Source organism: Amycolatopsis sp. NPDC054798, from assembly GCF_053611505.1.
Map to the genome: position 1 here is coordinate 1 of NZ_JBSHAM010000158.1, position 12,467 is coordinate 12,467.

The 12,467-nt window shown below is 70.5% G+C and carries 13 protein-coding genes; 4 read left to right on the forward strand and 9 right to left on the reverse strand.

Annotation, left to right across the window (positions count from 1 at the left end; genetic code table 11):
* Positions 1-98: 98 nt before the first annotated feature.
* The 3 genes from hisG to ACWGIC_RS42875 all read right to left on the reverse strand — a co-directional run bounded on the left by hisG (position 99) and on the right by ACWGIC_RS42875 (position 1,994).
* On the reverse strand, positions 99-944 hold the full coding sequence (gene hisG, locus ACWGIC_RS42865) for an ATP phosphoribosyltransferase (protein WP_452081684.1): 846 nt from the start codon (positions 942-944) through the stop codon (positions 99-101).
* Between the two features lie 35 nt (positions 945-979).
* On the reverse strand, positions 980-1,243 hold the full coding sequence (locus ACWGIC_RS42870; RefSeq protein ID WP_037717439.1) for a phosphoribosyl-ATP diphosphatase: 264 nt from the start codon (positions 1,241-1,243) through the stop codon (positions 980-982).
* A gap of 64 nt (positions 1,244-1,307) precedes the next feature.
* The gene (locus ACWGIC_RS42875) at positions 1,308-1,994 is read right to left on the reverse strand and encodes an HAD family hydrolase (RefSeq protein ID WP_452081685.1); all 687 of its coding nucleotides are present in this window, start codon (positions 1,992-1,994) and stop codon (positions 1,308-1,310) included.
* 151 nt (positions 1,995-2,145) lie between these two features.
* Here ACWGIC_RS42875 and ACWGIC_RS42880 point away from each other — a divergent pair, with 151 nt between their 5' ends.
* Both ACWGIC_RS42880 and ACWGIC_RS42885 read left to right on the forward strand, forming a co-directional pair.
* Complete coding sequence (locus ACWGIC_RS42880; protein ID WP_452081686.1) at positions 2,146-3,057, forward strand: PAC2 family protein; 912 nt, start codon at positions 2,146-2,148, stop codon at positions 3,055-3,057.
* A 266-nt stretch (positions 3,058-3,323) separates the two neighbouring features.
* Complete coding sequence (locus tag ACWGIC_RS42885) at positions 3,324-3,593, forward strand: hypothetical protein (protein WP_452081687.1); 270 nt, start codon at positions 3,324-3,326, stop codon at positions 3,591-3,593.
* A 52-nt stretch (positions 3,594-3,645) separates the two neighbouring features.
* On the opposite strand, the gene ACWGIC_RS42890 is transcribed toward ACWGIC_RS42885, so the two are convergent.
* The 4 genes from ACWGIC_RS42890 to ACWGIC_RS42905 form a co-directional block, all read right to left on the reverse strand.
* Entirely contained in the window at positions 3,646-4,476 is an 831-nt protein-coding gene (locus ACWGIC_RS42890; protein WP_452081688.1) for a metallophosphoesterase family protein, read from the reverse strand.
* On the reverse strand, positions 4,440-5,696 hold the full coding sequence (locus ACWGIC_RS42895) for an MFS transporter (protein ID WP_452081689.1): 1,257 nt from the start codon (positions 5,694-5,696) through the stop codon (positions 4,440-4,442). The genes ACWGIC_RS42890 and ACWGIC_RS42895 overlap by 37 nt, the downstream gene beginning before the upstream one ends.
* A complete protein-coding gene (locus tag ACWGIC_RS42900; RefSeq protein ID WP_452081690.1) occupies positions 5,693-6,277 on the reverse strand; it encodes a helix-turn-helix domain-containing protein in 585 nt (194 codons plus the stop codon). Before ACWGIC_RS42900 ends, ACWGIC_RS42895 begins: the two co-directional genes overlap by 4 nt.
* Positions 6,278-6,360: 83 nt before the next feature.
* Complete coding sequence (locus ACWGIC_RS42905; RefSeq protein ID WP_452081691.1) at positions 6,361-6,951, reverse strand: dienelactone hydrolase family protein; 591 nt, start codon at positions 6,949-6,951, stop codon at positions 6,361-6,363.
* 228 nt (positions 6,952-7,179) lie between these two features.
* Here ACWGIC_RS42905 and ACWGIC_RS42910 point away from each other — a divergent pair, with 228 nt between their 5' ends.
* A complete protein-coding gene (locus ACWGIC_RS42910; protein ID WP_452081692.1) occupies positions 7,180-8,805 on the forward strand; it encodes an ABC-F family ATP-binding cassette domain-containing protein in 1,626 nt (541 codons plus the stop codon).
* 75 nt (positions 8,806-8,880) lie between these two features.
* On the opposite strand, the gene mshC is transcribed toward ACWGIC_RS42910, so the two are convergent.
* A complete protein-coding gene (gene mshC / locus ACWGIC_RS42915; protein ID WP_452081693.1) occupies positions 8,881-10,119 on the reverse strand; it encodes a cysteine--1-D-myo-inosityl 2-amino-2-deoxy-alpha-D-glucopyranoside ligase in 1,239 nt (412 codons plus the stop codon).
* Positions 10,120-10,200: 81 nt separating this feature from the next.
* Entirely contained in the window at positions 10,201-10,965 is a 765-nt protein-coding gene (locus ACWGIC_RS42920) for a MerR family transcriptional regulator (protein WP_452081694.1), read from the reverse strand.
* A gap of 118 nt (positions 10,966-11,083) precedes the next feature.
* Between ACWGIC_RS42920 and ACWGIC_RS42925 the strand changes: the two genes are divergently transcribed.
* On the forward strand, positions 11,084-12,397 hold the full coding sequence (locus ACWGIC_RS42925; RefSeq protein WP_452081695.1) for a cytochrome P450: 1,314 nt from the start codon (positions 11,084-11,086) through the stop codon (positions 12,395-12,397).
* The last annotated feature ends 70 nt before the right edge of the window (positions 12,398-12,467 follow it).

The following is a 12,467-nucleotide window of genomic DNA, read 5'->3' on the forward strand; positions in this document are numbered from 1 at the left end:
CCGCAGGCCCCTCCCGCCGCTCCGCCCAAACGTCGGCTAAAAGCGATCCCGCACGCGACGGCGAAGCCGGCGCCATCAAACACAGTTCTGCCGCACCGTCAAAGCCTGCAGGACCGAATATCCGACGCCAACACAGCCTTGGCCCCAGTCTCGGCCAGCTCGTCCATGATCCGGTTGACTTCCTTGCGCGGCACCATCGCCCGCACCGCGACCCACTTCTCGTCCGCCAACGGTGCCACCGTCGGCGACTCCAGCCCCGGCGTGATCGAAATAGCCCGATCAAGAATCTCCCGCGGGCAGTCATAATCCAGCATCATGTAGTGCTGCGCGAAAACAACCCCCTGCAACCGAGCCGCCAACTGCGACTTGGCCCGCGACCCTTCACTCCCGGCCCGCTGCAGCAACACCGCTTCCGACGCGCAGATCGGCTCCCCGAACGCCACCAGATTGTGCTGCCGCAGCGACCTTCCGGACTCGACCACGTCCGCGATGGCGTCCGCGACCCCGAGCTGGATCGAGATTTCCACCGCGCCGTCGAGCCGGATCACCTCGGCCTCGACGCCGTGCCGGGCGAGGTCGTCCCGGACCAGCCGCGGGTACGAGGTGGCGAGCCGCTTTCCGTGCAGGTCGGCCGGTTTCCAGTCCCGTCCGGCGGGGGCGGCATACCGGAACGTCGACGCTCCGAACCCGAGCGCGAGCACCTCGTCGACCGGGGCTCCCGAGTCGAGCGCGAGGTCGCGGCCGGTGATGCCGAGGTCGAGTTCGCCGGAGCCGACGTAGATGGCGATGTCCTTGGGGCGGAGGAAGAAGAACTCGACCTCGTTGACCGGGTCCAGGACGGTCAGGTCCTTGCCGTCATGTCGCTTGCGGTAGCCCGCCTCGGAAAGCATCTCCGCCGAAGCGGCGGCGAGGGCTCCCTTGTTCGGCACGGCAACACGCAGCATTTCGGTCTCTCCTCGGTCTCCGGTGCGCGAGCGCGTCACAGGTAGCGGTACACGTCCTCGGTCGAGATTCCCCGGCCGAGCATGAGCACCTGCACCCGGTACAGCAGCTGCGAGATCTCTTCCGACAGCCGCTCGTCGGATTCGTGCTCGGCGGCGATCCACACCTCGCCCGCCTCTTCGAGCACCTTCTTGCCTTGTGCGTGCACCCCGGCGTCCAGTGCGGCGACGGTGCCGGACCCGTCGGGACGGGTACGCGCGCGCTCGGCAAGCTCCGCGAACAGCTCATCGAAGGTCTTCACGGGGCCGAATCCTTTCATCCCGCCCTCGTTCGCGCCGTTCCGGGTGACCCGGAAGCCGCCGAGGTCACAGCGACGGCAGCAGCGCGGCCAGTTCGGGAACGCCGACACCGGCCAGCGACGTGCGGAACACCCGGCGCGGGCCGTCCGGGACGGACACGTCGTTGGGCACCACGAGCACCGCGCAGCCTGCGCGTTCGGCCGATTCCGCGCCCGGCGGCGAGTCCTCGACGGCGACGCACCGCTGCGGTGCCACTCCCAGCAGTTCGGCGGCCTTCAGATAGGGCCGAGGGAGGGGTTTGTTCTCGCCGTCGACCTCGTCGCCGCAGACCGTGACGTCGAAGAATTCCCGCCCGATCGTGTCGAGCGCGAGTTCGGTCAGCGCCCGTTCGGTGGAGGTGACCAGCGCGGACTTGAGCCCGGCGGCGCGGACCGCGGCCAGCGCCTCGCGCGCGCCCGGACGCCACGGCAGCGCGTCGTCGAACAGCCCGGCGGTGCGGCGGCGGATCCACTCCCCCGTTTCCGCGACCGACTCCGGCGTGACCGGGCGGCCGGTCTGCTCCAGCAGCACGGTGGCGGTGGCGTCCATGTTGGACCCCACGAGCGTCATCCGGATTTCCTCCGAAAGCGTGCCGCCGAGCGCCTCGGCGGCCTCGTAGAGCGCGACGTCCCACAGTTTCTCGGAATCGACGAGGGTGCCGTCCATGTCCCAGAGGACAGCCGCCAATCCGTCCGAAGAGGACGGTGCAGTCACAGTTTCTCCTTGTCCGGTGCCGCACCCCGGCCGGGCGCGCTCCCCTCCAGCGTCCCACGCGGGCCGCCGTGAGCGGGGCCACACCTGCCCTGTGACACGCGGGGGCGGACACGCTGCGCAGCGTAGGTGGCAGAGGCCGTAGGCTGGTCAGGTGAGTGAGCCTGTCGACGACACCCCGCGGCCCGGCGACCCGGAGCAGGACCGCACCGATGCCCAGCGCCCGATCATGATTTTGGCCTTCGAAGGCTGGAACGACGCGGGCGACGCGGCCAGTCAGGCGATCGAACACCTCCAGCTCACCTGGGACGCGACGCCGCTGGCCGAACTCGAGCCGGACGACTACTACGACTTCCAGGTCAGCCGCCCCACCGTGAAGATGGTCGACGGCATCACCCGGAGGGTCGAATGGCCGACCACCCGGTTGTCGGTGTGCCGTCCCGAGGGTTTCGACCGCGACCTGGTGCTGGTGCAGGGCCCGGAGCCGAACATGCGCTGGCGGAAGTTCTGCGCGGAGATCGTGGAGCACGTGCAGGAGCTGGACGTGGCGATGGTCGTCGCCCTCGGCGCCCTGCTGGCCGACACCGCGCACACCCGGCCCGTCCCGGTGACCGGGACGGCCTACGACAAGGACACCGCGAGCAAGTACCGGCTCGAGGTGAGCAACTACCAGGGCCCGACCGGGATCGTCGGGATCCTGCAGGACTACTGCGTGCAGGCCGGCATCCCCGCGGTGTCGATCTGGGCCGCGGTGCCGCACTACGTCTCGCACCCGCCGTCGCCGAAGGCCACGCTGGCGCTGCTGCACAAGCTGGAGGACGTGCTCGACGTCGAGATCCCGCTCGGCGCGCTGCCGGAGCAGGCCGAGGAATGGCAGCAGACGGTCAGCGAGATGGCCGACGAGGACGAGGAAATCAGCGAGTACGTGCGCAGCCTCGAGGAACGCGGCGACGCCGAGACCGACTTCACCATGGAGGAGGTCTCGGGCGACAAGATCGCCGCCGAGTTCGAGCGGTACCTGCGGCGCCGGCGGCCCGGGCAGGACGGCGGCTTCGGCCTGCGCTGATCCGCCGCCCGGCCTCGTGAGTGCTTATGCCGGTTAGAACCGGCGCCAGCACTCACGAGACGCCGGGCGCTCGGGGGGCGGCGGGAACCCCCGAGCGAGGGAGCGCATCGTGATCGGTCGACTACGAAAAGTGAGATCGGCCGCCTGGCGGGATGACGTCGCCTGCGCCGTTGACTGATCGCGCCGGGCTGCTCTGGTGCCTTCCCGCGCCCGTCTCGTTGACTGGTCTGGCGCGAGCGACGTCGCGCGGACCAGGAGGTACGAGAATGTTCGGCAAGGCTTTAGCGGCGGCAGCGCTCGCGGCGGGCGCGATCACCGCGTCGGCGGCGACAGCGTCGGCGGCACCGGTTTCGCCGGTGACGGCGAATGACTTCGGCGCCTGCATGGACTACGCGGTCGGCGAGTACGACGTAGAGCCCTGGCTGGCGCACGACGCGTGCGACGCCAGCTCGTTCGAGGATTGCTATTGGATTCTTCGCCGCGACTATGTTCCCGCGCAGGTCGCGGCGACGGCCTGCCGTCTCTCGTTCTACTGATCCGCGCCTGAGCACAGCGGGACGCGAGCGCGCCGATCGCGTCCCGCTGTGCTCAGGCAGTGAGCAGCTTCCGCACCGGCACCGCGCCGCGGGCCCGCTTCCGCCATTCCCGGGGGTAGCCGAGCGACACTTCCTCGAACCGCACCCCGTCCGCGGACGTCGTGCGGGGGATGTGCAGATGGCCGTACACCGCCAGTTCGGCGCGGTAGCGCAGGTGCCAGTCCTCGGTCTGCGTGGTGCCGCACCAGAGCGCGAAATCGGGGTAGTACAACGGGTTCGTCGGGTGCCGGTGCAGCGGCCAGTGCGACATCAGGATCGTGCGGCGATCGGCCGGAATAGCGTCCAGCCAGTCTCGGCTGACCTTCAGCCGTTGCTCGCACCAGGCCGCGCGCGACTCGTACGGATCCGGGTGCAGGTAGTACTCGTCGGTGCACACGACGCCGATCTCGCGGGCGTGCGCGAGCGCCTCTTCGCGGGTTTTGCCCTCGGTCGCCGGGGTGCGCCAGCTGTAGTCGTAGAACACGAACAGCGGCGCGATGGTCAGCGGCTCCGGGCCGAAGTCCCACACCGGGAACTCGTCCTCGGGGGTGAGCACGTCGATCGCCCGGCACTGCTCGACCAGGAACTCGTACCGCGCCTGCCCGCGCAGCTGGCATTCGTCGTTCGGCGTGGTCCACAGCTCGTGGTTGCCCGGCACCCACACGACCTTCGCGAACCGCTCGCGCAGCTTCGCGAGCGTGTCCCGGATGACCTTGGCGGACTCGGCGACGTCGCCGGCGACCAGCAGCCAGTCGCCGGGATCGTCGGGCACGACCTCGTCGACGATCGGGCCGTTGCCCTCGTGGGTCACGTGGAGGTCGCTGGTGGCGAAGAGAGACGGCACCCCTCCACCGTAACGACTTTCCGCGCCCGGGAACGCCGGAACCTCCCATTCCCCCACCCCAGAACGACCAGCCCGGCGCTCACGTGAAGCGCTGCCTGCACGTTCAGCAGCACTGTCGGCCCGGTCACCGCGACGAGCGCGCCGGCGAGCAGCGAACCAGCGGCCGTGCCCGCGGCCATCAGCGCGTACACCGTGCTCAGCACCCGCCCCGCGCGGTCCGGACCGGTCTCCGCCTGCACGTGCGACAGCAGCCCGGCACCAGCCACCACGGCGGGCGCGCCGACGGCCATGAACAGCCCGACGTAGACCCCGAGCATTGTCGTCGCGCCCGGCAGGTTCCAGATCGCCACCGACATCAGCCCGGCCGCGACCAGCCCCCAGCCCTGCAACAGCACCGGCGCGACCCGGCGCGCCAGCGTGGCCACCGCGAACCCGGCCGCCAGCCCGCCGATCGCCTGCACGCCGCGCAAGAGCCCCGCGTCGGCCTCGCTGCCGCGGAGGATGTCGAGCACGAACACCACGAACAGCACCAGGAACATGCCTTGCGCGAGCGAGGTCAGCAGTGCCGACACACTGGTCGCGCGGAGCCGCTTGCCCGCCAGATCGCGGACCCCGGCCAGCCAATCCGCCTGCTCGGGCGCGGCCTTCCGCACCGTCGCGCGACGGAACGGGAACGCGAGCAGCATTCCCGCGACCGCCAGCGCGACGAGGTAGCCGACGACCACGCGATCCAGCCCGCCCCATCCGAGCAACGCTCCCCCGGCCCAGCCGCCCGCGAGCCGCGCGACGCTGCTGTTCACGCTCATCAGCCCGTTCGCCGGGGTGACGTCCTCGACCCCCACCAGCTCCGGCACCAGCGCACTGCGCGCCGGCTCGAACACCGAGGCCAGTCCGGCTTGCGCCGCCATCACCGCGTAGATCGCCGCGACCGGCAACTCGGTGCTCATCAGCAACGGCAGCACCACGATCGCCTGCCCGGCGCACACCACCGCGAGCACGATCCGGCGGTCCCACCGGTCGGCGACGACCCCGGCGACCGGGCTCAGCAGCACCGCGGGCAGCAGCCCGAGCACGATGCTCAACGCCGTCGTGACCGCCGAACCGGTGCGGACGAACAGGTACACCGGCAGCGCGACCTGCAGCATCCACTCGGCCGTCTCGCCGAAGAACGCGGAAACCCAGAGCCGGGCGAATCCCGGCGCGGCCAGCAGCCGTCTCATGCCGGTTTCCCGTCGTGCCCGATCCGGCGGAAGGCGCGCATCGAGAGGAAGACGGCGCGGGCGTCGGCGGGCGCGTCCTCTCTGATCGTGCTGACGTACGGCCGGACCAGATCGTCGATCGCCCGGGTCAGCGCGGCGACTTCGGCGGGCGTCGCGTTCAGCCCGTAGGAGAAGAACCCGCCTGCCTCGCGCCAGTCCTCGTCCAGCTGTTCGAGGGTGTCGAGGTACCGCTGGGTCAGTTCCTGTTCCTCGGCCAGCTCTGTGCCGGTGACGGCCAGCTGCGCCGCCGTGAGCGCCGGATCGCCGCCGGGGCTGCCGAGCACCAGCCCGACATGGCAGGCGCGCCACGGCCGCTCCCGCCCGTCGCCGCCCTCGGCCCGCTCGACCAGGCCGTGTTCGGCCAGCTTGCGCAGATGCCAGCTGCAGTTCGACGCCGTCGAGCCGACCGCGTCCGCGCATTCGCTGGCCGTCGACGGGCCGACCGCCATCAGGTGGTGCACCAGCGCCGACCGCAGCGGGTGCGCCAGCGCCCGCAGCAGCTCGACGTCGTCGACCCGCTTGCGCGGGGGCAGTTCGGTCATCAGGCCGTCCCAACTCTGAAAGGTATCTTTCGAAACTGTTCTTTCAGAGTTGCAGGCCGCTGCCCCCGCGTCAAGCCAGCCGGTTACACCGAGGCGAGGAAGGAGCGCATGCGTGCCAAGAGCACCCCGGCCGCCTCGGGGTCGTAGGCCGGGAGCGAGGAGTCGGCGAAGAGGTGCTGGTCGCCGGAATAAAGGAACAGCTCCGCGTTCGCGGCGGAGCTGACGAGTTCGCGAGCCGCCGGCAGGTCCTCCTCGAAGTACTCGTCGTTCTCCTTGCCGTGGACCTGGACCGGAACCCCGTCCGGCCACGCCGTTCCGAACTCCTTGACCGGCAGGCAGGAGTCGACGAACAGCGCCCCGCGCGCACCAGGGCGGGTCTGCGCGAGCCGCTGCGCGATGGTGACGCCGTACGAGAACCCGGCGTACACGAGTTCCTGCCCCAGCGCTTCCGCCTCGGCGATCCCCCGGTCCCGCAACTTCTCGAGACCGGCCTCGCGAGCGAAGGCGAAGCCGTCCTCGATGCTGGCGAACGTCCGTCCCTCGAACAGATCCGGAGTGTGCACCGTGTGCCCGGCCCGGCGCAGGTCGTCGGCGACGCCGCGCACGCCGTCGGTCAATCCCTGGATGTGGTGGTACAGCACGACCTCGGCCATGTCCGCAGTCCCCTCAGTCAATGAATCAATGGTCTGAACTTCGGCAACGCTAACGCCGCGCGCGGATCGTGCCTGGAGAAAAACCATTTGCCCTCCCCCAGGCACCCCGCGTTAAGCTCCCGCCCATCATGTACAGCTGAACCGAGCCCTCCCCGCATCGAGGCCGCTCCCGGTCGAGCCCTGCTCCCGGGAAGCCGCGCGTTGCCCGTCGGGGATTTTGCCTCCACCGCGAAGGCCCGGTGATCACTCATGTCTACTGTCCTGCACGCCTCCGATCTCGTCTTCGGCTACGGCGCCCGCACCGTCCTCAACGGGGTCTCGCTCGTCGCCTCGCCCGGGAGGCGGATCGGCCTCGTCGGCGAGAACGGGGTCGGGAAGTCCACTTTGCTGCGGCTGCTCGCCGGGCTCGAAGTCCCGCGCGCGGGCGAGGTCGTGCGGCACGGCGACCTCGGCTTCCTGTTCCAGGAGCTGCCGTTCGCCGGCACCGCAACGGTTTCCGACGTCCTCGACGAGGCGCTCGCGGAGATCCGCACCGCCGCGGCCACGCTCGACAAGCTGGCCGCCGTACTGGCCGAACGCCCCGACGACCCGGAGGCGCTCAGCGAGTACGGCCACGTCCTGGAATGGGCGCAAGCCCACGACCTGTGGGACGCGGACCGGCGCGCGGACCTCGTCCTCGCCGGTCTCGGGCTCGGCGACATCAAGCACGACCGGCGGCTGCACACGCTTTCCGGCGGCCAGCGCTCGCGGCTCGGGCTCGCCGCGCTGCTCGTGCGGCGACCGCGCACGCTGCTGCTCGACGAGCCGACCAACCACCTCGACGACAACGCGATGGAATTCCTCGAACGCCATCTCGCGGAGCTGACCGGCGTCGTCGTGCTGTCCTCGCACGATCGCGTTTTCCTCGACGCGGTCTGCACGGACATCGTGGACCTGGACCCGGTTCCGGCGGACCGCCGCGTCGGCGGCGCGACGCGCTACGGCGGCAGCTACACCGACTACCTCGGCCAGAAAAAGGCCGAGCGGGCCCGATGGGAGCAGCGGTTCACCGAAGAACAGGAGGAACTCAAGCAGCTGCGGGAATCCGTGCACGGCACCGCGCGGCGGGTCGCGCACAACCGTGCGCCGCGCGACAACGCGAAGATGCTCTACGACTTCAAGACCGGTCGCGTGCAGAAGCAGATCTCCCGCCGGGTCCGCAACGCGCAGCTTAAACTCGACACCTTGGAGCGCGAGCAAGTCCGCAAACCGCCCGCACCGCTGAGGTTCCGGGCCTCGCTCACCGCGGACACCAGCGGCGAGGGCCCGGCGGTGTCGGTGCGCGGCATCGCGGTGCCAGGCCGCGTGCAGTTGGACGAGCTGGACGTGGACCGCAGCGCGCGGCTCCTCGTGACCGGCGGCAACGGGGCGGGCAAATCCACGCTGCTGTCCGTGCTGGCCGGTCAGCTGACGCCGTCCGCCGGGACTGTCCACTTCGGACCTGGCGTGCGGGTGGGCTTGCTGGAGCAGGACGTCAAGTTCGCTCGGCCGAAGCGGACCGCACAGGAGGTGTACCGCGCCGCGGCCGGCGAAGCGGCGCCTTCGCTGTCCACGCTCGGGTTGCTGCCGCCGAGGGAGCACGACCGTCCGGTCGGCGAGCTTTCCGTGGGTCAGCGCCGCCGGTTGGCGCTGGCGGTGCTGCTCGCGGAGCCGCCGGACGTGCTGTTGCTGGACGAGCCGACCAACCACCTGTCGCTCAGCCTGGCCGAGGAACTGTCCGAAGCGCTCGACAGCGCGCCGGGCGCGGTCGTCCTCGCCTCGCATGACCGATGGCTGCGCCGTCGCTGGGCGGGCGACCACCTGGCGCTGGCTGATGGCCAGCGCCAGGATGTATAGGTCGTTATACAGTTAGGTGCGCGGGACGGTGGCCGGAAGTCGCTCCGGCCCACCGTCCCGCTCGGCGAGAACAGCTCAGAGAACGATGCCCAGCAAGGCGTCCACGGCCTCCTTGACCAGGCCCGGCGCGGCCTGGTCGGTGCCGTCGCGGCGCAGCGCCGACGTGACCCAGGCGTCGATCGCGGTGAGGGCCTTCGGCGTGTTCAGGTCGTCGGAGAGGTGGTCGCGCAGCCGGGCCACGGTGTCCTCCGCCGGCGGTCCGGCCGGCAGTGCGACCGCTTCGCGCCAGCGGGCCAGTCGTTCCTGCGCGTCGGTCAGCAACTGGCCGGTCCACGCGCGGTCCTCGCGGTAGCGCCCGGCGAAGAGCGCCAGCCGGATCGCCGCCGGGTCGACGCCGTCGGCGCGCAGCCGCGACACGAAGACCAGGTTGCCGCGGGACTTCGACATCTTCTCGCCGTCGAGCCCGATCATCCCGGCGTGCACGTAGTGCCGGGCGAACGGGTGGTCGGCGGCGACGGCCTCAGCGTGCGCGGCGCTGTACTCGTGGTGCGGGAAGATCAGGTCGGAACCGCCGCCCTGCACGTCGAAGCCGAGCCCGAGGCGGTTCACCGCGATCGCGCTGCATTCGATGTGCCAGCCGGGCCGTCCGGCGCCCAGTTCCGACTCCCACGACGGCTCGCCTTCGCGCGCGACGCGCCACAACAGCGCGTCCAGCGGGTGCCGTTTGCCGGGACGGTCCGGGTCGCCGCCGCGCTCGGCGAAGAACTTCGCCATGGTCTCGGCGTCGTAGTTCGACTCGTAGCCGAACCGGCCGGTCGCGTTGTGGTCGAAGTAGATGTCCGGGAACTCGGCGTCGTCCGCGCGATAGGCGCTGCCGTCGGCGAGCAGCTTCGCGATCACCTCGACGATCTCCGGGATCGCCTCGACCGCTCCGACGAACTGCCGCGGCGGCAGCACCCGCAGCGCCTCCATGTCCTCGCGGAACAGCGCCGTTTCGCGCATGCCGAGCACGATCCAGTCGTCCGAATCGCGTTCCGCGCGCTCCAGCAGCGGCTCGTCGATGTCGGTGACGTTCTGGACGTAGTGCACCTCGTGCCCGTTGTCCCGCCACACCCGGTTGACCAGGTCGAACGCGAGGTAGGTGGCGGCGTGGCCGAGGTGGGTGGCGTCGTAGGGGGTGATGCCGCAGACGTACATCCGGGCTGCGGCTCCGGGTGCCGTCGGGCGGACCTGCCCGGTCGCGGTGTCGTGAAGCCGGAGGGGGCGGGGGGTGCCGGGCAACCGGGGCACGGCGACGGATGACCAAGTCTGCATACCTCCGACTGTAAGCGTGACGTCCGTCCGTTATCCCACCCGGTGGGAGGGACAGCTCCCGTGTCCCTCCCACCGGGCCGGTCAGGCGGACCGCCGGGCGGCGTTCGCCCGTACGGCGTCACGCACATACGCCCCGATGCCGGGCCGCTGCTCGTCCTCCCGGACGAGGAACGCCAGCTGCGCGGGCTCGTCGGCGTACAGGTCAGCGATCTTCTGCTGCATCGCGTACCCGCACTCCCCCATCACCGCCGACAGCATCGCCCGGTGCTCCTCGGCGAGCTGTCCTGCTGCCGGGCCGTCCGCGGGCTCGCCCTTGTCGACCAGCGCGACCAGCCTGCTCACCCAGTCCTTCCGCTGCCGCTCCGCCTCGGCCCACTCCTGCTTCGTCTCCGGCAGCTGCGTCCGCTGCCACTCCGGACAGCCGCCCCAGCGCCGGACGGCCTCCTCCGCGTAGCCGTCCGGCGGCTGGAACCCGCCGAACACCTCGAACTTCTCCTCGGGCGTCAACACGTTGCCCATGGCTCTCGCCTCCAGCAATCGATCGACGGCCGCGACCATGTGCGCGATCCGGTCCGCCTTCGCCACCAGCAGCTCCCGCTGCCGTTTCAGGTGCGCGTCGGCGTCGGGTTCCGGCTCCGCGAGCAGGGACGCGATCGTCTCCAGGGGAAAGCCGAGCTCCCGGTAGAGCAGGATCCGCTGCAGCCGGTCGAGATCGGCGTCGTCGTAGCGCCGGTAGCCGGACACCGTCCGCCCGCTCGGCGACAACAGCCCGATCTCGTCGTAGTGGTGCAGCGTGCGCACGGTGACGCCGGCCAGCGCCGCCGCCTCGCCCACCCGGTAGCCCATCGCTCTCCCCCTGTCTCTTCGGCCGAATGGCCCTTGCGAGAAACCACGATCACGCCTCACGCGGCGTGAGGGTCAAGTCTGGTGGACACCGGGGGTCCGGCGCGAGTACGAACGAAGCATGGCTCTGCGCACGCCGATCCGCGCCCATTCCGCTCTCCCGCCCGGTCCCCGGTTGCCTCTCGCGGTCCAAACCGTCCTTTTCGGCGCTTTCCGCAACACTCTGCTGCCGCTGCTGCGCCGCCGCTACGGCGATGTCGTGCGGCTGAAGCTGTACCCGGAACGTTCGGTGGTGCTGATCGGGGACCTCGACCTGGTCCGCGAGATCTTTGCCGGTCCGGTCGAGACGTTCCACGCCGGCGAGGGGAACATGGTGCTCAAACCCATGCTGGGCGGGCATTCGGTGCTGCTCACCGACGAGGAGGAGCACCGCCGGGCACGGAAATTGCTGATGCCCGCGTTCAACGGGGCGGCCATGCGCGGGTACCGCGACATGGTCACCGAACTGACCGTCGCGGAGCTGGAGCGGTGGCCGCGGGGCAGGGCGTTCCGGGCGCACGACCGGATGCGGGCGCTCACGCTCGAAGTCATCCTTCGGGTGGTGTTCGGGGTGACCGACGGACCCCGGCTGGCGGAACTGCGGGTCGCGCTGGAGCAGGTCATCGACATCAGCGCGCTGGATCTTTTCGGCTGGCACAGCCCGGCGTTGCAGAAGTTCGGGCCGTGGCGGCGGAATCGCGAGCGGCAGGAGCGGGTCGACCAGCTGCTGTACGCGGAGATCGCCGAGCGGCGGGCGGCGCCGGATCTGACGGAGCGGACCGATGTGCTGTCCCGGTTGCTGACCGTGCCCGGCGACGACCAGCTCAGCGATCTCGAATTGCGCGACCAGCTGATCACCTTGCTGCTGGCCGGGCACGAGACCACGGCCACCGCGCTCGCGTGGGCGCTGCACGAGCTGGCCCGGGACCCCGCCACTGCCGCGGAGACCGCCCGCGCCGCGGACGAGGGCGACGAGAAGTACCTGGAAGCGGTGGCCAAGGAAGCGATGCGGCTGCGGCCGATCATCTCCGAGGTCTCCCGGAAGCTCACGGAGGACGTGCAGGTCGGGCCGTACACCGTTCCCGCCGGGTACATGGTGCTGCCGTCGATTTCGATGATCCACGCGGACGCGGAGCACCATCCGTCGCCGGAGGTGTTCGATCCGACGCGGTTCCTCGGCAGCGGCCCGCCCACCGGGAGCTGGTTCCCCTTCGGCGGCGGCGCACGGCGCTGTCTCGGGGCGGGATTCTCGTTGCTGGAGGCGACGATCGTGCTGCGGGAGCTGTTCGCCCGCTACCGGGTCAGTGCTCCCAGCACACGCCCGGAGCGGGTCAAGACCCGGCACATCACGCTCGTGCCCGGCGACGGCGCGCGGATCCTGGTGCACCGCCGGTAAGTCCGTGAAGGGCTCCTTGAGGGAAAAAGATAACCACAAAGAGCCCATCACCCTCCCAAGCAGAGCGGGT

Excerpts from the sequence above, each read along its gene's own strand:
- hisG (WP_452081684.1), bottom strand. The coding sequence starts at position 944 with ATGCTGCGTGTTGCCGTGCCGAACAAGGGAGCCCTCGCCGCCGCTTCG.
- ACWGIC_RS42885 (WP_452081687.1), top strand. The coding sequence starts at position 3,324 with ATGTTCGGCAAGGCTTTAGCGGCGGCAGCGCTCGCGGCGGGCGCGATC.
- ACWGIC_RS42895 (WP_452081689.1), bottom strand. The coding sequence starts at position 5,696 with ATGAGACGGCTGCTGGCCGCGCCGGGATTCGCCCGGCTCTGGGTTTCC.
- ACWGIC_RS42900 (WP_452081690.1), bottom strand. The coding sequence starts at position 6,277 with ATGACCGAACTGCCCCCGCGCAAGCGGGTCGACGACGTCGAGCTGCTG.
- ACWGIC_RS42910 (WP_452081692.1), top strand. The coding sequence starts at position 7,180 with ATGTCTACTGTCCTGCACGCCTCCGATCTCGTCTTCGGCTACGGCGCC.
- mshC (WP_452081693.1), bottom strand. The coding sequence starts at position 10,119 with ATGCAGACTTGGTCATCCGTCGCCGTGCCCCGGTTGCCCGGCACCCCC.
- ACWGIC_RS42920 (WP_452081694.1), bottom strand. The coding sequence starts at position 10,965 with ATGGGCTACCGGGTGGGCGAGGCGGCGGCGCTGGCCGGCGTCACCGTG.
- ACWGIC_RS42925 (WP_452081695.1), top strand. The coding sequence starts at position 11,084 with ATGGCTCTGCGCACGCCGATCCGCGCCCATTCCGCTCTCCCGCCCGGT.